Source organism: Roseovarius sp. A46 (assembly GCF_004126395.1).
Lineage (GTDB): Bacteria > Pseudomonadota > Alphaproteobacteria > Rhodobacterales > Rhodobacteraceae > Roseovarius > Roseovarius nitratireducens.
This window is the reverse complement of record NZ_PVWS01000042.1, coordinates 1-19,806: the sequence shown is the minus strand read 5'-3', so window position 1 is coordinate 19,806 and position 19,806 is coordinate 1. Positions and strand designations below refer to the sequence as shown.

The window sequence follows — 19,806 nt, the reverse complement described above, 5'->3', positions numbered from 1 at the left end:
GCAGCCAGGTAGCTCGTCAGGCTCATAACCTGAAGGTCGTAGGTTCAAATCCTACTCCCGCAACCAGAATACAGCGCTGAACCAAACGCTTGAACGCCGCCCTCCGGGGCGGCGTTCGCGGTTTGCATCAACGCCACATCAACACCAGGCCAGAAAAACCGCACCAGGACGCGTTCCCGCCGCTCGAGGTGCTGCATTACCTGTTGATCACCCTGCGCCTGGGGCGGCTCTTCAAGGGCGAATTCCGCCTGACCAAGCGTGGCGCAGAACTGGCACGGGCCCCACCCTGCTTGATGATGAACGCCTGCTGCGCGTCCGATAACGTCGATGCCTTCATGTGAGACCACTCCTCTCCCAGCCGGGAAATCGTAGCGGAAAGCGAAACTGCTTTGGTTCCATCTCGATGGCATCCGGGAGAATGGTGCGGCAAGACGCATGTTCAGCCTGGTTTCAGTCGGTTGCGCAACGGGCTCGGTATTCCGAGCCCGAGCAGACTGGCAACGAAAAGGCCGGCGAGGCATCCCTTGCCGGGCCATCAGTGCGAGGCGCAGGCTTCAGTTCACCTTCTCGGCGTCGATCACGTCCTGTTCGCGGGCCGTGTCGGCGCTTGCGATGGCGATGCGCCGCGGCTTGAGCGCCTCGGGCACCTCGCGCACCAGATCGACATGCAGCATGCCGTCGGCGTGGCTCGCACCGGTGACGCGCACGTGATCGGCAAGCTGGAAGCGCCGCTCGAACGCGCGCGTGGCAATGCCGCGATGCAGGTAGGTGCGTTCGCTCTCGTCATCCTCGCTCTTGCGGGCCGAGACCACGAGCGCCCCATCCTTGACCTCGACCGTCAGGTCGTCGGCCGAAAATCCCGCGACGGCGATCGAGATGCGATAGGCGTCGTCGTCGGTCTTCTCGATGTTGTAGGGCGGATAGCTCGGCTGGCTCATGTCGCTCGCCATCACGCGATCCAGAAGATCGGCGATCTGGTCGAAACCGACAGTGGCCCGGTAGAGCGGTGCAAGATCGAAATTGCGCATGGGTCATCCTCCTTTGAGCGATACCAATGTTGGTGGCCTTCCCCTTGGAGACCGGCCGGTTGCGCCCCGGCCCGTCACCCGGCCCCGGGGCATCATGGATTTGGGAAACCCCCGCGTGCCTGTCAAGAGGGGAGCGGCGCGGCTCAGGGTCGGGCGAAGCGCGCGCCGGTACCGCGCCGGCCCTCGCCCGCCTGTACCCGCTTGAAACCGGGATTGGCGGTCGCCATTCCGGCGGTGGCGGCGCGCAGGTCGCGCTTGAGACCGGTGACGAGATCGGGCAGGTCCATGCCATAGGACAGGCGTTTGCCCTCGACGCGGCTGCCGCCGCTCACCAGCGACAGGATGCGCGGGCGGCCGCCATGTGGGGCCAAGACCGGCGCGCCGGAGGAGCCGAAGATCACGTCGCAGTCAAAGGCCATGATTCCCTCGGCGCGCCACAGCATGTTGCACCGGCGTTGCCATGACGGGGCGCTGTCGCGGTCGCGCCCGTAGGAGACGACGCTAATCTGCGCGCCGTCGCGGGGCCGGTCATGGATGGCGAAAGGGGCGGCCACGGCACTGTTGATCGGGGTCGCGAGCCGCAGGAGGGCGGCGTCGTTGCGGATGTTGGCGGCGCTCATGCCGCCGCGCGGATCGTAGCCTGCTGCGGCCACGTAGCCCATCACCCCGGACTCGGCGATCACCGTGCCGTCGCGCAGCCCGGCGCGAAACCGGATCGTATCGGCGGCCACGGGTCGCCCGGAGCGGTCAAAGACGCAATGCGCCGCCGTCAGCACCTGATCGGGCGCGATGAGCACCCCGGTGCAATAGCCCTCGCGCCCGATATCGACCCGGCCTATGGCCTCCCAGCCAAAGAGGTCGTCGCGGTCGGTAAGGCGGGTGAGCCCGCTCGACTGTGCCGCCGCCCCGCCCGCCCACAGGCAGAGCGCCGCCAAAAGTGCAAGTATTCGTCGCGGACTGCTCATGGCCGCTCGAATTTTGCGCCGGTGTCGCGCCGGGTGCCGGAGGTGAAGGTCTTGGGGGCGGCATCCTGAAACACCCCCTGTCCGGCCTCGAGCGCCGTGCGCAACGTGTCGAGCGGCGCCAGGAGCTGCGTGCCCAGCGACACCTTGCGGCCCTCGACCTCGGCCATCGCCGAGACCACCGAGACGATCCGTGCGCGCCCGCCCTCGAAGCTGAAGACCGGCGCGCCGGAGGCACCGAAATCCACGTCGCAGGACATGATGAGCACACCCTGCTGCCGCGCCATCACGTTGCACTCTTGCTGAAGCGACGGGGCCTCGGCGCGGCCCTTGGCGTAGCTCACCACGCCGATGCGCTGCCCCTTGCGGGGGCGGCGGTCGGTCTCGAACGGGGTGACGCGGGTGTTGCGGATCGGGTGATGAAGCTCGAGCAGCGCCACGTCGTTGCGCACGCGGTCCGCAGTCACGTCCGCGTCAAAGCGATAGTCGGGATGCAGCACCGCACGGCGCACCGAGCGATAGGCGGCCGCGCGCCCGTTGCGCCAGCCGGCCTTGAACTCGATCCGTGCAGGGTCGATCCGTTTGCCTGTGGCGCGATCATGCAGGCAATGCGCCGCCGTCAGCACCAGATCGGGGGCCACCAACGCACCGGTGCAGAAGCCGCGCCCGGCCAGTTCGAGCCGCCCGACCGCCTCCCACGCGCGGGCGGCGTCGCCCGCGTCGAGCCGCTCGAGGCGGCTGTCCTGCGCGGCGAGCGGCGTGGCGAGCAGGGCGAGTAGTGCGAGGCTGCGCAGCATGATGTCTCCGGCGGTTCAGTCCGGTATCGGCTAACAGCCGTTTCGGGCCAGATTATGACCGGCTTGCGCGCAGGATCGGCACGCCTGCCATACCGTTTTCCGCCTGCGCCAGCGCGGGCGGCTGCGGCCCGCCGGTGGCCCAGTCCAGCAATTCCACCGTGTGCACCACCGGAATGCCGGTGCCCGAGCCGATCTGCATCATGCAGCCGATATTACCCGCGGCGATGACGTCCGGGCGCTTGGCCTCGAGCGTGCGGACCTTGCGGTCCTTGAGCTGCTTGGAAATCTCCGGCTGCATCAGGTTGTAGGTGCCCGCCGAGCCGCAGCACAGGTGGCTGTCGGCGGGTTCCACCACCTTGAACCCGGCGCGCTTCAGCAAGTCCTTGGGGAAGGTCTTGATCTGTTGGCCGTGTTGCAGCGAACAGGCGGCGTGGTAGGCGATTGTAAGGCCCTTTTCCTCGCCCTCGGGAAGGTCGATCTGCATCAGCAATTCGCTCACGTCCACCGCGATCTCGCTCACCCGCGCGGCATCGTCGGCCAATGCTTCGTGGCGGAACATGTGGCCGTAATCCTTGACGGTGGTGCCGCAGCCCGAGGTGTTGATGACGATGGCGTCCAGCCCCTCGCCATTCATCTCGCGCGCCCAGGCTCGGATGTTCTTCGCGGCCGTCGCGTGGCTTTCTTCGGTCTTGCCCATGTGATGCGTCAGTGCCCCGCAGCAGCCCGCGCCCTCGGCCACCACCACCTCGCAGCCCAGCCGGGTGAGCAGCCGGATGGTGGCGTCGTTGATATCGGTGTTGAGCGCGCGCTGCGCGCAGCCCGTCATCAGCGCCACGCGCTTCTTGCGTGCGCCTTGCGCGGGGAAGGTTTGCGGATCGTCGTTGCGGCTGACGGGCGGCACCTGTTTGGGTGCCATCTCCAGCATTGCGCGCAGCCGCGCATCGGGCATCAGTCGGGCAAAGGGCCGCCCGACCCTGGCCCCCAGGAGCGCCACGCGAAACCGCGTCGGATAGGGCAGGATGCGCGCCAGGATCCAGCGGAGCACCCGGTCCCCCAGGGGGCGCTGATAGCGTTCCTCGATATATTCGCGCGCCTGATCGACCAGGTGCATGTAATGCACGCCCGAGGGGCAAGTCGTCATGCAGGCGAGGCACGACAGGCAGCGGTCGATATGCCTGACCGTCTTCTCATCGGGAACGCGGTCGTTCTCGAGCATGTCCTTGATGAGGTAGATGCGACCGCGCGGGCTGTCGAGTTCGTCCCCCAGCACCTGATAGGTCGGGCAGGTCGCGGTGCAGAACCCGCAATGCACGCAGGAGCGCAGGATCTCGTTGGCGCGGGCGATCTTAGGGTCGGCCAGTTGCTCGGGCGTGAACTCGGTCTTCATTCCGTCGCTCTCCTACGCCTCGGCCATCAGGCCGGGATTGAGGATGCCGCGCGGATCGAAACGCCGCCGCAGCCCGGCCTGAAGCGCGGCCACCGGCGCGGGCAGCGACGGAAACGCGTCCGTCCCCGCACCGCGCACCCGTGTTGCATGGCCGCCGCGCCGCGCCACGGCCTGCCGTATCACCGTCTTGCCCGTGTCTTCGGGCACCAGCAGCCAGACGAGCCCGCCGCCCCAGTCATAGAGCGCCTCGGCACCCGGCAGGGCGGCGACGATCCCCGGCGCGTCGGTGGGCTTGACCGAGAGCCGCCAGACGTCTCCCGCGCGCCCGTGGAACGGCGCGACGTCGCGGATATGCCGCCAGCCGGCGGCGGTGCGGTCCGGGTCGGTCTCGAGCGTGAAGGTGCCGGAATCGGCCAGCAGCTTTTGCATCTCCCTAGCCCGATAGGCAACCGAGTCCGCGAACCCTTCGAGCCGGATCATCGTCATCGGCGCGCCATCGAGACCGTGTTGCAGATGCGCGGCACCGCTCGCCTCGTAGGGCGAGCCCAGAGCGCGGCACAGCACCTGAATGGCGGTGGCGTCGTCCAGCCCCTCGCAGAGCAGCACACCGGTGGCGCGAGGACGCGGGAGCACCTTGAGCGCCACCTCGGTCAGAACGCCCAATGTGCCGTAGCTGCCCGCCATCAGCTTGACCATGTCGTAGCCGGTCACGTTCTTCATCACCCGGCCGCCATTGCGGACGATGCGCCCCTCCCCGTCAACGAACCGCACCCCCAGTAGGAAATCGCGGCAGGCCCCGGCCTGAACGCGGCGCGGTCCGCTGACATTGGCGGCCACTACGCCGCCGATGGTGGGCGTGCCCTCGGTGCCCAGTAACCCGCGATGGTCCATCGGTTCGAAGGCGAGCCGCTGCCCCTCGGCCTCGAGCGTGGCCTCGATCTCGGCAAGCGGTGTGCCCGTCCGCACCACGAGGGTGAGCGCGCCGGGTTCGTAAAGCTCGATCCCCGTCATCGCCGATGTCGAGAGCCGCGCACCGTTCGATGCGCCGCCGATGGGCCGCGTGCCGCCGCCCTCGATGCGCAGCGGGCCATCGGCCTCCTTGATGATCGTGGCAAGCTCTGCCTCTGTCTCGGGTGTCATGCGGTTTCTTCTTGGTAAAATACTCTGGGGGTCCGGGGGACCCCCCCGGCCTGCGAAGGGTTAGGCGGCGCGCCGCGTGCCCGAGACGTCGAGTGGAAACACCTTGGCCGGGTTCAAGAGCCATTTCGGGTCGAACACATCCTTTACGTCCATTTGCGCGGAAAGGTCGTCGGCCCCGTACTGATGCGCCATCAGGTCGCGCTTCTCGATCCCCACGCCATGCTCGCCGGTGAGGCAGCCGCCGACTTCGACGCAGAGCTTGAGGATTTCCGCCCCAAAGGCCTCGCAGGTTTCCAGGTCTCCTGGCTTGTTGGCATCGTACAGGATCAGCGGGTGCATGTTGCCGTCGCCCGCGTGGAACACATTGGCCACGTCGAGGCCGAACTCTTGGCTCATCTCGCCAATCCGGCCCAGTACGTGGGGCAGGGCGCTCACCGGGATGGTGCCGTCGAGGCACATGTAATCGCCAAGTTGCCCCATCGCGCCGAAGGCGGATTTGCGCCCCTTCCAGATCGCCGCGCTCTCCTCGGCCGAACGGCTCTGGCGCAATTCCACCGGGTCGTGGCGGCGGGCGATGTCCTCAATCAGCGCGAGCTGCTCGTCGATTTCGGGGTCCGAGCCTTCGACCTCCACGATCAAAAGCGCTTCGCAATCGGGGTATCCGGCATGGGCGAAATCCTCTGTCGCGCGGATGCAGGGGCGGTCCATGAACTCGATCGCCACGGGCAGCACGCCCGCCTTGATGATGTCGCTCACGCAGGCGCCCGCGACCTCGCTCGAATCGAAACCGATCAGCACCGGGCGCGCGCCCTCGGGCTTGCGCAGGATGCGCAGCGTCGCCTCGGTCACCACGCCAAGCTGACCCTCCGAGCCGCAGACGAGACCCAGCAGGTCATAGCCACCGGCGTCGAGATGTGCGCCACCGAGCTCCACCACCGTGCCGTCCATCAGCACCATGGTCACGCCCATAAGGTTGTTGGTGGTCACCCCGTATTTGAGGCAATGCGCGCCGCCTGAATTCATCGCGATATTGCCCGCGATGGCGCAGGCAAGCTGTGAGGACGGGTCGGGCGCGTAGAAAAACCCCTCTTCCTCCACCGCGCCGGTGACGCTGAGATTGGTGCGCCCGGTCTGTACCCGGATGAAGCGATTGTCGTAATCGGTTTCCAGAACCTCGTTCATCCGCGCCACGCCGACGATGACACTGTCGGCGGTGGGCAGCGCGCCGCCGGCAAGCGAGGTGCCCGCACCGCGCGGCACCACCGGCACGCCCATTTCGTGGCAGATGGCCAGTGCGTCGGAGACCTCTCGCGTCGAGGCAGGCAGGAGCACGGCGAGAGGCGGACATTTATAGGCGGTCAGCGCGTCGCATTCATAGGCGCGTGTTTCCACCGGATCCTCGATCACGGCATTGTGCGGCAGAACCTTGCGCAGGCGCGCCACCAGTTCCGCCTTGCGGGCGAGAATGTCGGGGTTCGGCTCGGGCATTTGCATGGGGTGCTCCTAAAATTGGTAAAACTATATAACCAATTTGGCCTGTCCGCGAGTCCTTTTTTGCCGCGGGCCGCGCGGCAGACCTTGCGCCGGCACACCACCTCGGGCAGTCATCGCACATGGAGTGGGTCAAGATCATCCATATTCTTTGTGTCATGGGGTGGATGACCTCCATCTTTGCCGTGCCGCGCGCGCTCATCTACTGGCGCCGCGAGTGGGACCGGCTGGGCGAATTCGGGCCGCTGGGCGATCTGACCATCCGGCTCTACCGGTTCTCGCTGGGTCTTGGGGTGATCGCCATCGCCACGGGCCTCTATCTCGCGCACTGGCTGGGCTGGCCGGGCTGGACGCATCTCAAGCTGGCGCTGGTACTGGCGCTGGCGGCGCATTACGGCTGGACCGGGCGGCTGGTGCTGCGCGCGCGTAAGGGCACGTTTACCGAGAGCGACCGCTTCCTGCGTATCTTCAACGAAATCAGTGTTGTGGGCGCAATCGCGGTTCTCTGGGCCGTGGTCGTGCGACCGTTTTGAGCGCCATGACGGATATCCTCAACGACGCGCTCGGGCATTTCGCGCCGCTCGATCTTGCCGCCTTCCTGATGCTCGTAATTGCATGGTCGGGGGTGACGCTGCTGATCGAGCACGCGCCACGCCGACTTCCCTCGACCTCGAACCTCATGGCACAGTATCGCCGCAAATGGATGGTGCAATTCGTCGCCCGAGACCCGCGCATCTTCGATTCGCAAATCATCGGGCAGCTGCGTCAGGGCACCTCGTTCTTTGCCTCGGCCACGCTCATCGCCATCGGTGGCACGCTGGCGCTGCTGGGCGAGGTGGAGCGGCTGATCGGGTTGGCCGACGACCTGTTGACCGGTACGGCGCCAGTGATCGTGTGGGAGGTCAAGATCCTCGTGATCGTCGCCTTTCTCGCCAACGCCTTTCTCAAGTTCGTTTGGGCCAATCGACTGTTCGGCTATTGCGCCGTGATGATGGCGGCGGTGCCGAACGACCCCGCCGACCCGGCGGCGCAGCCGCGCGCGCAGAAGGCGGCCGAGATCAATATCACCGCCGCGCGGGGCTTCAACCGTGGGTTGCGCGCGCTCTATTTCGCGCTGGCTGCGGCGGCGTGGCTGTTCGGGGCGGTGGCGCTGCTGCTCGCGGTGGCGGTCACGCTCATGGTGCTGTTGCGGCGCGAATTCGCCTCGCACTCGCGCGCTGTGCTGATGCGCCCCGAGGGCGATGGGAAAGACACACGGACGTGAGTGCATTCGCGGCACGGACCGGGTATGATGCCGCGTATGAGACAGATCGCGTTCCCCCTCGCCGCGGCGCTGGCCGTTTCCGTTGCCGTCCCCGCGCTCGCGCACGAGCCCGGTATCCTCGAGGCGGTGGCCACCAAGTCGGGCATGTCGTGGCGCGTCGATGTCACGCTGGAGCATCCCGATACCGGCTGGGATCACTATGCCGACGGCTGGGAAGTGCTTGATGCCGATGGCAAGCGGATCGGTTACCGGCTGCTGCATCATCCGCACGTGAACGAGCAGCCGTTCACTCGCTCGCTCACCAATCTCGATTTGCCCGACGGCACGCGCAGGATCCATATCCGCGCGCATTGCTCGGTCGATGGATGGGGCGATAAAACCTTTCGAGTCGATATCGACCCGTAATATGGGCGCGCACTCTTGTTCAGGGTCGTGCGGCCTCGATCAGGACGGTCTGGCGATCCTCGGCCAAGAGCCGCAGCCGTCCGCGTGTGTCCACATCGAACGCCATGACCTGTTCAAGTGCATCAAGCATCCGCCGTTCCTGTTCCATCAGCGGCTCGGGGCAGGCCATCATGGTGCTGGCCATCGGCCCGAAATGCAGACCCTCGCCCGACAGGCTGAACCCACCGGCGATGCGGTTGCAGCCACCGCTGCCCGCCACGCGCCCGGCATCGAGAAAGTTCAGAGACAGGCGCTCCGGCTCGATCAGTGCGGCATCGCCGAGGGCGGTAATCTGCCATGCGCCGCCGGTAAGCAGATCGGCAGGATCGCCACCGCAGCCGCGCAGCTCCCGGTCGCCGAGCGCAAGGTACGCGGTATCGGGATAGGGCATGCCGGTGGCGTCGTCGTGACACAGATGCTCTTCGACGCGCAGGCGGGCATCGGCCCCGGACAGGTCGAATTCATACCCGCCGGGCATGGCACGCGCCTCGGGGCGGGGTGCCTCTCGCGTGATTTCGCCGTAGTCAGCCACGATCTCGGCGGTTTGTCCGTCAAGCGAGACGTACCAGCCCGGTTCGTTTCCGCGCGCGCGGTACGGGCGTTCGGCGGGCGGCCGCACCTTGTCGCACTCGGGCAGGTCGCGACCGTTGAGCCGGACCATTGCCGCGTCACCCTTGCTCCAGAAGCTCGTGCCGGGCTCGTCCACGGCGTCATAGCGCGCCCCCGAGGCCGTTTCGACCTGAGCCAGGGGAATGTCGCGGCCCTCGGCGCGCAGAACCGCCTCGTCGCCCAGCATGCCCATCGACACGCCCACGTCACCGCAAATGAAATCCGTGGCGAATGCGAGCGGGCTCACGGGATTGAGGAACACATCACCCAGCGCCACCGGCTCCGCGCCCGCGGCGAAGGGGATACCCTCGATGACCCACCTCGGCGCGCCGTTCACCTCGATCAGCGCCCGCACCGTCCCCGAGAGCCCGGGCGGCACCTCGACGGTGAAGCGGCGCGGCATTTCTAGCCCGTCGCCCGCAAACTCGGTCTCGCCCAGCGTTACGCCAAACCGGCCCTCTGCCCGCACCATCGCCCGCGCGCCGGGCGGCAGGGCGATCTTTTGCGTGTAGGTGAGCGCGCCGGTCACGACGCGTGATTCCGCCGCCTCTTTCGCAGACGACGCGGCCACGCCGATCGTCAGGCCAAGGGCAAGGGCAAGGAATCGAATCATGACCGCTTCTTTCGAGATGACGCCACGCGCACAGCGTAGCGTCACTCCGGGTTCGGCCAAAGCGGCGATTTTCTACACGCTCATGCAGACATACTTCATCTCGAGGAACTCATCGATGCCGTGGTGGCTGCCTTCACGGCCCAGGCCCGACTGCTTGACCCCGCCGAACGGGGCTACCTCGGTCGAGATGATGCCGGTATTGACGCCAACGATCCCGTATTCCAGTGCCTCTGCCACCTTGGTGACGCGGCTGAGATCCTTGGCGTAGAAATACGAGGCGAGGCCGAATATCGTGTCATTGGCCATGGCGATCACGTCATCCTCGTCCTCGAAACGGAAGAGTGGCGCGAGGGGGCCAAAGGTCTCGTCGGTGGCAATCAGCATGTCTTGCGTCACATCCGCGAGGATCGTGGGCGGCAGGAAATGACCCGGCCCCTGCGCGGGCGTGCCGCCGCCCATCACCACCTTTGCGCCCTTGGCGGTGGCGTCTGCGACGTGCTCCTGCACTTTCTCGATGGCGTCGGCATTGATGAGCGGTCCCAGCGTGGTCCCGTCCTCGAACCCGTCACCCATCTTGAGCTTTTCCACCGCCGCCTGGAGCTTGGCGGCGAACGCGTCGTAGACGCCCGATTGCACGTAGATGCGGTTGGCGCAGACGCAGGTCTGGCCGTTGTTGCGGAACTTGCACAGGATCGCGCCCTCGACCGCCGCATCGAGATCGGCATCGTCAAAGACGATGAAGGGCGCGTTGCCGCCCAGCTCCATCGAGCATTTCATCACCTGGTCGGCGGCCTGCCGCAGCAGGATGCGCCCCACCTCGGTGCTGCCGGTGAACGTGAGCTTGCGCACGCCCGGGTTCTCGCAGAACTCCTTGCCCACGTCGCTCGCACTTGACGACGGCACGATGTTGAACACGCCCGCCGGGATGCCCGCGCGCTCGGCCAGAACGCCCATCGCCGTGGCCGAAAGCGGTGTTTCCGTCGCGGGCCGCCCGATAAAGGCACAGCCGGCGGCCAGCGCGGGGGCGGCCTTGCGGGTGATCATCGCGTTGGGGAAATTCCACGGCGTGATCGAGGCGGCGACGCCGATAGGCTGCTTGATGACGGTGATGCGCTTGTCGCGCTGGTGGCCGGGGATGGTTTCGCCATAGATGCGCTTGGCCTCTTCGCCAAAGAACTCGATGAACGAGGCGCCATAGGCGATCTCGCCCTTGGCCTCGGCCAGCGGCTTGCCCTGCTCGGCGGTCAGGATCACGCCGAGATCGTGCTGGTTCTCCATCATCAGGTCAAAGAACTTGCGCAGTACCGCCGCGCGTTCCTTGCCGGTCCATTTGGCCCATTCCTTCTGCGCCGCCTCGGCGGTGGCGATGGCATGAGCCACTTGCGCGCGGCTCAGATCGGCGACGTTGGCGATCACGTCGCCACGGGCAGGGTTGGTGACCTGAAACGTGCCGTTGTCGCCATCCACCCACTGCCCCCCGATATAGGCCTTCTCCGCCAGCAGGGCGGGATCGTTCAGCATGGATTTCAGGTCGGTCGTGGTCATGGCGCGGTCCTCTTGCGATGTCGAATGCTCTCGCAAAGCCAAAGCAGCTTGGGCTAGGAATGTCTAGGGCCAGAGAGGGGCAAAGGGATGAGCGAACTGGACAACGCCTATGCGAACGTGCCGAACATCCCGGGCGGCGCGCAGTATCCCGCGCGCTGGACAGTGGCGGCAGAGGCGTTTCGCGTGCGGCATGCGAGGCAGGCGGAACTTGGCTTGCCTTATGGCAAGAGCGCGCGGCAGGCGCTCGATCTCTTCCACCCCGGGGGCACGGCGCGGGGGCTGTGTGTCTTTGTGCATGGCGGCTACTGGCTGCGCTTCGACCGCTCGTTCTGGTCGCATCTCGCGGCTGGGCCGCTCGCGCGCGGCTGGGCGGTGGCGATGCCGTCCTACGATCTCTGCCCCGAGGTGCACATCGCCGACATCACCCGCCAGATCGCGCAGGCGGTGACGATGGCAGCAGACCGCGTGGCAGGGCCGGTTGCGCTTGCCGGGCATTCGGCGGGCGGGCATCTCGTGGCGCGCATGGCGGTGCCCGGCGTGCTGCCAGCCGAGGTGGCGGCGCGGCTCCGTCACGTCGCGCCGATCTCGCCGGTCTCGGACCTGCGCCCGCTCCTGCGCACCTCGATGAACGAACAGTTCCGACTCGATGAGGCCGCGGCAGAGGCCGAGAGCCCGGTGCTCATGCGCCCCCTTCCGGTGCCGGTCTCGGTCTGGGTCGGCGGCGATGAATTGCCCGCCTTCCTCGACCAGGCGCGCTGGCTGTCCGAGGCCTGGGGCGCGCCGCTCGAGATCGCGAGAGGCAGGCACCATTTCGACGTGATCGAGGCGCTGGTGGATCCGGCGAGCGCGATGGTGGCGCGGCTCTCGGGCTGAGCACCGCGCGCAACGTTCACGGACTGGCAAGACATCGCTCCAAGATTGGGCACGTCCCGAGAGATGCCTCAAAACCCGGAGTGCCCCAATGCCAGATACCTCACCGCGCCTGTCGCTGCCCTTCATCCTGCCCTCGCAGGCGCAGAAACACGTGACCCATAACGAGGCGCTGACCCGGCTCGATATTGCGGTGCAACTGGCGGTCGAAGGAATCGGCGCGGCCACGCCCCCGGCCCTGCCGCAGGCGGGGCAGGTCTGGGCGCTGGGGCCCGCGCCCACCGGGGCATGGGCCGGGCAGGCGGGGATGCTCGCCGCCTTCGTCAACGAAAGCTGGCTGTTTGTCGAGCCAGGCGAGGGCTGGCTCGCCATCGACAAGAGCGACGGGCGGCTCTTTCGCCATGCGGGCACCGATTGGGTGCCGCTGTCTTCGCCGGTTCTGGAGAATCTCGACGGGGTGGGCATCAATGCCGGCTTTGACACCACCAACCGGCTCACCGTCTCGGCACCCGCCACGCTTCTCAACCACGAGGGGGCGGGGCATCAGCTCAAGATCAACAAGGCCAGTGCAGCCGATACCGCGAGCCTCTTGTTCCAGACGGGATTTGGCGGGCGCGCCGAGATGGGGAACAGCGGCAACGACGATTTCGCCGTCAAGGTGAGCGCGGACGGGGCGGCCTGGGTGACGGCGCTGAGCCTTGACGCCGCCACGGGCCTCGCCACCGGCGCGGCGGTGCAGGCGGACGCGGGCGACGCCGCGCCCGGGCGGCTCATGGTGACCGGTGCCTTCGGCTGGGGGCAGGACGGAGCAGGGGCGGTGCCTGTGATGGCCGATCTCGACGACCCGGCGCAGCCCGCGGGCAGCTATGCCGTGGATGCTACCACCCTTGGCCCGCGCCCCACAGGGGCGATAGCAGGGCTGTGCCTGTCGATGCGGCTCGGTGCGGACGATCTTGTGCAGATATTCATCGGCGCGGATGGCGCGGCGCTAGCGTTTCGCACCCGTTCGGGCGGGGCGTGGGGCGTGTGGCAGGCGGTGCAGGGTGCGCACAACGTCACCCGCAGCACCGGACCAGATGGCGAGGCGCTGCGCTATCCTGACGGCACGCAGATCTGTCGCCATACGCTCACCCTTGATGCCCCCGACACCGCGCACGGCGCGCTCTTTGCCGGGGTGGCGGAAACGGCATGGAGCTATCCCGCCCCTTTCGCGCTGGGCACGCGGCCCACGGTTTCGGCCAGTGCCACCACCGCATCTGGCGTCTGGATCGCCACGCGGGCGGGTGACGAGACGGCGGGGCATTTGCGCGCGATGGCGGCGCTAAGTCAGCCGGGCGCGCCAGAGGTCACCGTGACGGCGATCGGGCGCTGGGCCTGATTACCCCTTGGCTCCTTGCCCGCGGGCATAGACATCCTCGTATCGGATGATGTCGTCCTCGCCCAGGTAAGTGCCGGTCTGCACCTCGATCAGCACCATCGGCACCTTGCCGGGGTTTTCCATCCGGTGGACCGCGCCCAGCGGGATGTAGACCGACTGGTTCTCGCTCACGAGCGTTACCGTGTCGTCGATGGTCACGCGGGCGGTGCCCTCTACGACGATCCAGTGCTCGGACCGGTGGTGATGGCTTTGCAAGCTAAGCGCCGCACCGGGATTGACATGGATGCGCTTGACCTGGAACCGTCCGCCCACGGAAAGGCTCTCGAACCAGCCCCAGGGGCGGTAGTCCCGCGGCAGGGTCTCGGCCTGCTTGGCCCCTTGCGCCTTCAACGCGGCGACGGCCTGTTTCACGTCCTGCGCACGGTCCTTGTGGGCCACCAGAACCGCGTCGGGCATGGCCACAGCGATCACGTCGCTCAGGCCGATACCCACCAGTGCCTGCTGTTCATCCTCGGCGCGCAAAAGCGTATCGGTGCAGTCGATGGCGGTGGCCGGGCCCGAGGTCACCACGCCGCCCGCATCCGGCCCGCTCTCGCGCCACACGGCGTCCCAGCCGCCGAGGTCCGACCACGCGCCGCCAAAGGGGACAACGGTAAGGTTCTCGGCCTTCTCCATCACCGCGTAATCCACGGAGATGTCATCGCATTCCGACCAGGGTGCAGGCGCGAGCCGCAGGAAATGCAGGTCGCGTTCGGCCTCCTCGAAGGCGCGCGTCACGGCGGCGAGCAGCCCGGGCTGATGGTTCTCGAAGGCAGACAGGATCGTGCCGGTGGCAAACAGGAAGATGCCCGCGTTCCACAGGTGCATCCCGCCCGATAGCAGCGCCTCGGCGGTTGTCGCGTCGGGTTTCTCGGCAAAGCCCTTGAGCGGCTGCGGCACCGGGGCAAAGCCGTTTTTTGGCGCTTCGCTCAGTGCGAGCCACCCATAGCCCGTCTCTGCCCTGTCGGGGCGGATACCGAATGTCACGATCTGTCCCGCCTCGGCCGACGGGACCGCCGCCATGACAGAGGCGCGAAACGCCTCCGCGTCCGGGATCACGTGATCCGAGGGTGCGACCAGCATCAGTGCGCCCGGCGCGCGCGCATGCAGCTCCAGTGCCGCGGCCAGAATCGCGGGGGCGGTGTTGCGTCCCTCGGGCTCGATCAGCGTGGCGGCGGCGGCGACCTCGACGGCGGCCAACTGCTCGGTCACGACAAAGCGGTAATCCGACCCGGTGACGATCGCGGGTGCGGCAAAGCCGGGGCCCGACAGACGCCGCGCCGAGGCCTGAAACAGGCTTTCCTCGCCCGTGAGCCGGGTGAACTGCTTCGGATAGCTCTTGCGCGACAGCGGCCAGAGCCGCGTGCCCGATCCGCCGCAGAGCAGAAGCGGGTGAATATCCTGTGTCATCCTTGCGTCCTCCCTGCCGCGTCTCAGCCGCGAAACCTGTCGAGGTTTTCCAGAAACCACCGATACGTGTCCGCGACGCCCTGTTCCAGCCCGATCCTTGCGCGCCAGCCCATATCCGCCAACCGGCTCACATCCATCAGCTTGCGCATGGTGCCGTCGGGTTTCGTGGGGTCGGTGGTGATCCGCCCGTCGAAGCACGTCACACGCGCCACCATCTTCGCGAGGTCGAGGATGGCAATATCCTCGCCGGTGCCCACGTTGATGTGGCTCAGCATCGGCTGCGTGTTGGCGTCATAGCGGTCCCTGTCGAGGTCCAGCACGAAGAGCGATGCCTCTGCCATGTCATCGACGTGCAGGAATTCGCGCCGTGGCCGCCCGGTGCCCCAGATCGTGACCTCCTCGCGGCCCGCCTCCGCTGCCTCGTGAAAGCGACGGATGAGGGCGGGCAGGACGTGGGAATTCTCAGGGTGGAAATTGTCGCCGGGGCCGTAAAGGTTGGTTGGCATGACCGAGCGGTAATCGGTGCCATGCTGCCGGTTGTAGCTCTCGCAAAGCTTGATGCCCGCGATCTTGGCGATGGCGTAGGGCTCGTTGGTGGGCTCCAGCGGGCCGGTGAGCAGCGCATCCTCGCGCATCGGCTGCGGAGCCTCGCGCGGGTAGATGCAGGACGACCCAAGCTGCAACAGCCGACGCACACCTGCCGCGTATGCCTGATGGATCACGTTGCATTCGATCATCAGGTTTTCGTAGATGAAATCGGCGGGGTAGGTGTTGTTGGCATGGATGCCACCCACCTTCGCGGCGGCGAGGATCACCACGTCGGGGCGCTGATCGGCCATGAACGCCGCGACCTGCGCCTGATCGGTCAGGTCAAGCTCGGCATGGGTGGCGGTGATCAGGTTGATCTCCTCCCCCGCCGCGCGCCGCGCCTCCAGCCGCCGCAGGATCGCGCCGCCCACCATGCCCCTGTGCCCTGCCACGTAGACGCGCATCGCGATCACCCGTTCTCGAAACTGACCGGCATGTCCATGCCGTGTTCCCTGAGCAGCGCGTGCCGCCGTGCGGTGCGCAGGTCCTCCTCAACCATTTCGGCGCACATTTCGCGCGCCGTGATCTCGGGTACCCAGCCGAGTCTTTCCTTGGCCTTTGTGGGATCGCCCAGCAACGTCTCCACCTCGGCGGGACGGAAATAGCGCGGGTCTATGCGCAGGATCACGTCCCCGGGCTTGACCGCCGGGGCCTTGTCACCGGCGATGTCCGTGACGGTGGCGATCTCGTCCACCCCCTCGCCCGAGAAGCTGAGTGAAATGCCCAGCTCCTCCGCAGTCCAGCGGATGAACTCGCGCACCGAATACTGCTTGCCGGTGGCGATCACGAAATCCTCGGGCGCGTCCTGTTGCAGCATCATCCACTGCATCCGCACGTAATCTTGTGCATGGCCCCAGTCGCGCAGCGCGTCGATATTGCCCATGTAGAGACAGTCCTCCAGTCCCTGCGCAATATTGGCCATGCCGCGCGTAATTTTGCGGGTAACGAAGGTCTCGCCGCGGCGCGGGCTCTCGTGGTTGAACAGGATGCCGTTGCAGGCATACATCCCGTAAGCCTCGCGATAGTTGACGCAGATCCAGTAGGCGTAGAGCTTGGCCACCGCGTAGGGCGAGCGCGGGTGGAACGGCGTCGTCTCGCGCTGCGGCGTCTCTTGCACAAGCCCGTAGAGCTCGGATGTCGAAGCCTGGTAGAAGCGCGTCGTCTTTTCCATCCCGAGGAAGCGGATCGCCTCGAGCAGGCGCAGCGTGCCGATGGCGTCCACGTCGGCGGTGTATTCGGGCGACTCGAAGCTCACTGCCACGTGGCTTTGCGCCCCGAGGTTATAGACCTCGTCGGGCCGAACCTCGCTCAGGATGCGGGTGAGGTTGGAGCTGTCGGTGAGATCGCCGTAGTGCAGCCTCAGCCGTTGATGGTTGGAATGCGGATCCTGGTAGATGTGGTCGATCCGCGCGGTGTTGAACAGCGAGGCGCGGCGCTTGATGCCGTGCACCTCGTAGCCCTTTTCCAGCAGAAACTCTGCCAGATACGATCCGTCCTGTCCGGTGATGCCGGTGATGAGTGCCTTTTTCATGGGATTATCTTACCTTGCCTGAACATCTTTACCACGGTCGCGCCGCATGAATTGTGATACCTTGCCGACGTTCTTGGCCGCCAGTACCCCTATACCCCCGATCCCGTGCCGACGGATGGCGCACAGGTCCTCGCGGCTCTTGCGAAGGATGCGGCCCAGCGAACGATTGCTCTCGCCGCCGACGCGCATCCGCACCAGGACATCCGCTATGTAAGCCAATTTCAGTTCGGCCCTGACCAGCCAGCGCAGGATGGCTTCGTAATCGGCAGCGATACGAAATCCGGTGTCATAGGCATCGTGCTTGTCAAAGACCTCGCGACGCAGAAACAAGGTCGGATGCGGCGGCATCCACCCCTTCCTCAACAGGGCCGGTCGGTAGGCACCCGAACGCCAATAGCGGATCACGCGATCGGGATTGGTGCGGGCGACATATTCCAGATCGCCGTATACACCATCCATGCCGCCACTGTCGAAGATACTTGCCACCCGCGACAGCACGTCGTGCCGCGCAAACAGGTCGTCCGTGTGCAACAACCCGACGACAGAGCCGTCTGCCTGCGCGATCCCCTTGTTCAGGGCGTCATAGATGCCCTCGTCGCGTTCGCTGAAAACTTTGATCGCCGGGCTGTCAAAGCCTTTGGCGATGGCGCAGGTATCGTCGTGCGAGGCGCCGTCGATGACGACAAGTTCCTTGTCGGGATGGTCCTGCGCGAGGAAAGACCCGATGGCCCGGCCGATGGTGGCCTGCGAGTTGTAAGCGGCCATGATGATGGAAATTTTCACGCCCGCCCCTTTCCTGTTTCACTGCGTCGTTTGAATCAGCACATACCGCCCTGAAGCGAGCACGTCCATGTCCCTGCGGTCGAAACCGGCGGCCTCCCGGCCGATATCATCCACAACGTAACGAACGTCCGCCCGCGCCCTCACGACCCCTTTCCATCAGTTGCGGATGCGCCATTCTCTTTTACACGCTGGTAAATCCCAAGCGTCAGCCCGGCAATCTCCTGCGGTTGGAATGCCATCGCCGTCTCGCGCGCGGCCGCGCCCATCCGGGCCCGTCGGTCCGGGTCGTCGAGCAGCCGAGCAATGCGTTCGGCCATCGCCGCATCGTCGCCCACGGGCACTATGAACCCGGCCTCGCCATCGCGGACATGGCGGGCCACGTCGCCGACATCGGTGCTGACCACGGGGCGGGCCATCGCCATTGCCTCCCAAAGCGCCATGCCCCAGCTTTCGGACAGCGAAGGGCAGACATAGACATCGGCGCGTGCCAGGAATGGGCGCACATCCGAGCGGCCGCCGACGAAATGGATGCTGTCGAGGCCAAGGTTCCGGGCCAGCGCCATCAGCCTGCGGTGATACGCGCGCTGGCGATCGAAGATCGGGCCGACGATCACCGCTTGGACCCCATGCCCGAAGCTGCGCAATCGCGCTGCGGTACGGATAAATGTCTCAAACCCCTTGATCGGGTTGACGTTGCCAACCGTAACCATGACCGGACCGTCACCGAACCGGGCAATCGCTTGCTCATCTCCGGGGCAGGGTGCGTCTGGGCGAAACTCATGAACGTCAACCGGCGGCGGAACAAAGGCAAATGGCCTGTCCGCGCCCACGTATCGGCCATAATACGCCCTGACCCTTCGGGATGTGTAGATGAATCCCACCGCCAAGGGAGCGACCCTCCGGAACAGCGCGTGCACCCAGCCGGGCATCAAGGTGTCGTTGAGGTGCCAGACCGAGGGGATGCCAGCCAGCCGTGCCGCGATCACCGCCTTCACCTGCCAGCTACCGCCCGACGCGTGCACGAGGTCGACGCCCTCGCGGCGGAATAGCTGCACGAGGCGCCACACCTCCCAAGGTGAGCACAGGATATATGCCAGTGCCGCGCGCCATTCCCTGGTGATCCGGGTGAGCGGGAGGACACGATAAGGCACACCATGGCGCGCGCACATCTCGCGAAACGGGGTGGAATTGGCCCGTGGCATGACGATCAGCGTCTCGGCCCGGTCATTGAGCGCCGCCGCCACCCGCACCATCCGCACCTGCGGCCCACCGAGTTTGCCTTCCTCAATGACGTTGGCGATGCGCAGCTTCATTCAACGAACGCCTGACATTAACCGGAACCTCGTTGAAAAACGTATGGCCTCATACACAAGTATTGCCGGATAAAGTGCGAGCATCGCTGTGCTCAGGTCCCCCCGAAAAAACATCGGGGTCATTCCGGTGAACAAGACGCCATACATGAAGCGACGATTCCTGAAGGATGCCAACTCGAATGCAGGATTTAGGTTCTTGGCGAGAATGCCAAAAAGCATGCTAAACAGGAAAAGCCCGAAAAACCCATAATCAGCATAGGCATTGAAGAATGAGTTCAAGCCTACATTGTTGTAAACATATCCGGATCGTTCTGCTGTATAAATACCGATGGACTCCGCCTTTCCGGGCCAAATGGCGCGTGGCACTATGATGAAAAGATGTGAGAACAGGTAATTTCCCTGGGAAAAGTTATCCAGCTTCAGTGCGTCCAGAAATATAGAGTAGGAAGAAAACTCAAGTGATTGAAGGCTCCGAAATGCTCTTGTCAGGGAACGTCTGAAAAACCTGCGACTTTCTGCCTAATCTGATAGGTTTGGGGCGTCCGCCAGAGGAGTCCTGCCGATGCCGAAACAGCCCGCCTTTCCCAGCCTGCGTGATGCGATGAAGAAGAAGG

General features: G+C 65.8%; 20 protein-coding genes. 6 read left to right on the top strand and 14 right to left on the bottom strand.

Annotation, left to right across the window (positions count from 1 at the left end; translation table 11 throughout):
- Positions 1-122: 122 nt before the first annotated feature.
- On the top strand, positions 123-341 hold the full coding sequence (locus C6W92_RS16110) for a hypothetical protein (RefSeq protein ID WP_129434998.1): 219 nt from the start codon (positions 123-125) through the stop codon (positions 339-341).
- Positions 342-554: 213 nt separating this feature from the next.
- Here C6W92_RS16110 and C6W92_RS16105 read toward each other — a convergent pair whose 3' ends face one another.
- From C6W92_RS16105 to C6W92_RS16080, 6 genes are all read right to left on the bottom strand, one after another.
- Positions 555-1,028 (bottom strand): Hsp20 family protein, encoded by a 474-nt coding sequence (locus C6W92_RS16105; RefSeq protein ID WP_129434996.1) that lies wholly within the window; start codon positions 1,026-1,028, stop codon positions 555-557.
- 143 nt (positions 1,029-1,171) lie between these two features.
- Positions 1,172-1,993, bottom strand: a complete 822-nt coding sequence (locus C6W92_RS16100; RefSeq protein WP_129434994.1) for a trypsin-like peptidase domain-containing protein — start codon at positions 1,991-1,993, stop codon at positions 1,172-1,174.
- A complete protein-coding gene (locus tag C6W92_RS16095) occupies positions 1,990-2,787 on the bottom strand; it encodes a trypsin-like peptidase domain-containing protein (protein ID WP_129434992.1) in 798 nt (265 codons plus the stop codon). Before C6W92_RS16095 ends, C6W92_RS16100 begins: the two co-directional genes overlap by 4 nt.
- 52 nt (positions 2,788-2,839) lie before the next feature.
- The gene (gene glcF, locus C6W92_RS16090) at positions 2,840-4,174 is read right to left on the bottom strand and encodes a glycolate oxidase subunit GlcF (protein WP_129434990.1); all 1,335 of its coding nucleotides are present in this window, start codon (positions 4,172-4,174) and stop codon (positions 2,840-2,842) included.
- 12 nt (positions 4,175-4,186) lie between these two features.
- Positions 4,187-5,314, bottom strand: coding sequence for a glycolate oxidase subunit GlcE (gene glcE, locus C6W92_RS16085; RefSeq protein ID WP_129434988.1), 1,128 nt, complete (start codon positions 5,312-5,314; stop codon positions 4,187-4,189).
- Positions 5,315-5,374: 60 nt separating this feature from the next.
- Positions 5,375-6,808, bottom strand: coding sequence for an FAD-linked oxidase C-terminal domain-containing protein (locus C6W92_RS16080; RefSeq protein WP_129434986.1), 1,434 nt, complete (start codon positions 6,806-6,808; stop codon positions 5,375-5,377).
- A gap of 119 nt (positions 6,809-6,927) precedes the next feature.
- Here C6W92_RS16080 and C6W92_RS16075 point away from each other — a divergent pair, with 119 nt between their 5' ends.
- Genes C6W92_RS16075 through C6W92_RS16065 form a run of 3 tightly spaced genes read left to right on the top strand, consistent with a single transcriptional unit; the run spans position 6,928 to position 8,474 of the window.
- Positions 6,928-7,338 carry a CopD family protein gene (locus tag C6W92_RS16075; protein WP_129434984.1) on the top strand — a complete coding sequence of 137 codons (411 nt, stop codon included), beginning with the start codon at positions 6,928-6,930 and terminating at the stop codon, positions 7,336-7,338.
- Between the two features lie 5 nt (positions 7,339-7,343).
- A complete protein-coding gene (locus C6W92_RS16070) occupies positions 7,344-8,069 on the top strand; it encodes a DUF599 domain-containing protein (protein WP_129434982.1) in 726 nt (241 codons plus the stop codon).
- 27 nt (positions 8,070-8,096) lie between these two features.
- On the top strand, positions 8,097-8,474 hold the full coding sequence (locus C6W92_RS16065) for a hypothetical protein (protein ID WP_347232816.1): 378 nt from the start codon (positions 8,097-8,099) through the stop codon (positions 8,472-8,474).
- A 19-nt stretch (positions 8,475-8,493) separates the two neighbouring features.
- On the opposite strand, the gene C6W92_RS16060 is transcribed toward C6W92_RS16065, so the two are convergent.
- Both C6W92_RS16060 and C6W92_RS16055 read right to left on the bottom strand, forming a co-directional pair.
- Positions 8,494-9,735 (bottom strand): META domain-containing protein, encoded by a 1,242-nt coding sequence (locus C6W92_RS16060; RefSeq protein WP_129434978.1) that lies wholly within the window; start codon positions 9,733-9,735, stop codon positions 8,494-8,496.
- A 72-nt stretch (positions 9,736-9,807) separates the two neighbouring features.
- A complete protein-coding gene (locus tag C6W92_RS16055; RefSeq protein WP_129434976.1) occupies positions 9,808-11,280 on the bottom strand; it encodes an NAD-dependent succinate-semialdehyde dehydrogenase in 1,473 nt (490 codons plus the stop codon).
- 87 nt (positions 11,281-11,367) lie between these two features.
- Between C6W92_RS16055 and C6W92_RS16050 the strand changes: the two genes are divergently transcribed.
- Both C6W92_RS16050 and C6W92_RS16045 read left to right on the top strand, forming a co-directional pair.
- A complete protein-coding gene (locus C6W92_RS16050; protein WP_129434974.1) occupies positions 11,368-12,153 on the top strand; it encodes an alpha/beta hydrolase in 786 nt (261 codons plus the stop codon).
- A gap of 88 nt (positions 12,154-12,241) precedes the next feature.
- Positions 12,242-13,528 (top strand): DUF2793 domain-containing protein, encoded by a 1,287-nt coding sequence (locus tag C6W92_RS16045; protein ID WP_129434972.1) that lies wholly within the window; start codon positions 12,242-12,244, stop codon positions 13,526-13,528.
- Here the strand turns inward: C6W92_RS16045 and C6W92_RS16040 are convergent, their stop codons facing one another.
- The 6 genes from C6W92_RS16040 to C6W92_RS16015 all read right to left on the bottom strand — a co-directional run bounded on the left by C6W92_RS16040 (position 13,529) and on the right by C6W92_RS16015 (position 19,558).
- Positions 13,529-14,977, bottom strand: coding sequence for a mannose-1-phosphate guanylyltransferase/mannose-6-phosphate isomerase (locus tag C6W92_RS16040; RefSeq protein ID WP_129434970.1), 1,449 nt, complete (start codon positions 14,975-14,977; stop codon positions 13,529-13,531).
- 23 nt (positions 14,978-15,000) lie between these two features.
- A complete protein-coding gene (locus C6W92_RS16035; RefSeq protein ID WP_129434968.1) occupies positions 15,001-15,969 on the bottom strand; it encodes a GDP-L-fucose synthase in 969 nt (322 codons plus the stop codon).
- Positions 15,970-15,974: 5 nt separating this feature from the next.
- A complete protein-coding gene (gene gmd / locus C6W92_RS16030) occupies positions 15,975-17,096 on the bottom strand; it encodes a GDP-mannose 4,6-dehydratase (protein ID WP_129434966.1) in 1,122 nt (373 codons plus the stop codon).
- A gap of 9 nt (positions 17,097-17,105) precedes the next feature.
- Positions 17,106-17,879, bottom strand: coding sequence for a glycosyltransferase family 2 protein (locus tag C6W92_RS16025; RefSeq protein ID WP_129434964.1), 774 nt, complete (start codon positions 17,877-17,879; stop codon positions 17,106-17,108).
- A 140-nt stretch (positions 17,880-18,019) separates the two neighbouring features.
- Entirely contained in the window at positions 18,020-19,192 is a 1,173-nt protein-coding gene (locus tag C6W92_RS16020) for a glycosyltransferase family 4 protein (RefSeq protein ID WP_129434962.1), read from the bottom strand.
- Complete coding sequence (locus tag C6W92_RS16015; protein WP_129434960.1) at positions 19,193-19,558, bottom strand: hypothetical protein; 366 nt, start codon at positions 19,556-19,558, stop codon at positions 19,193-19,195.
- Positions 19,559-19,806 lie beyond the last annotated feature (248 nt).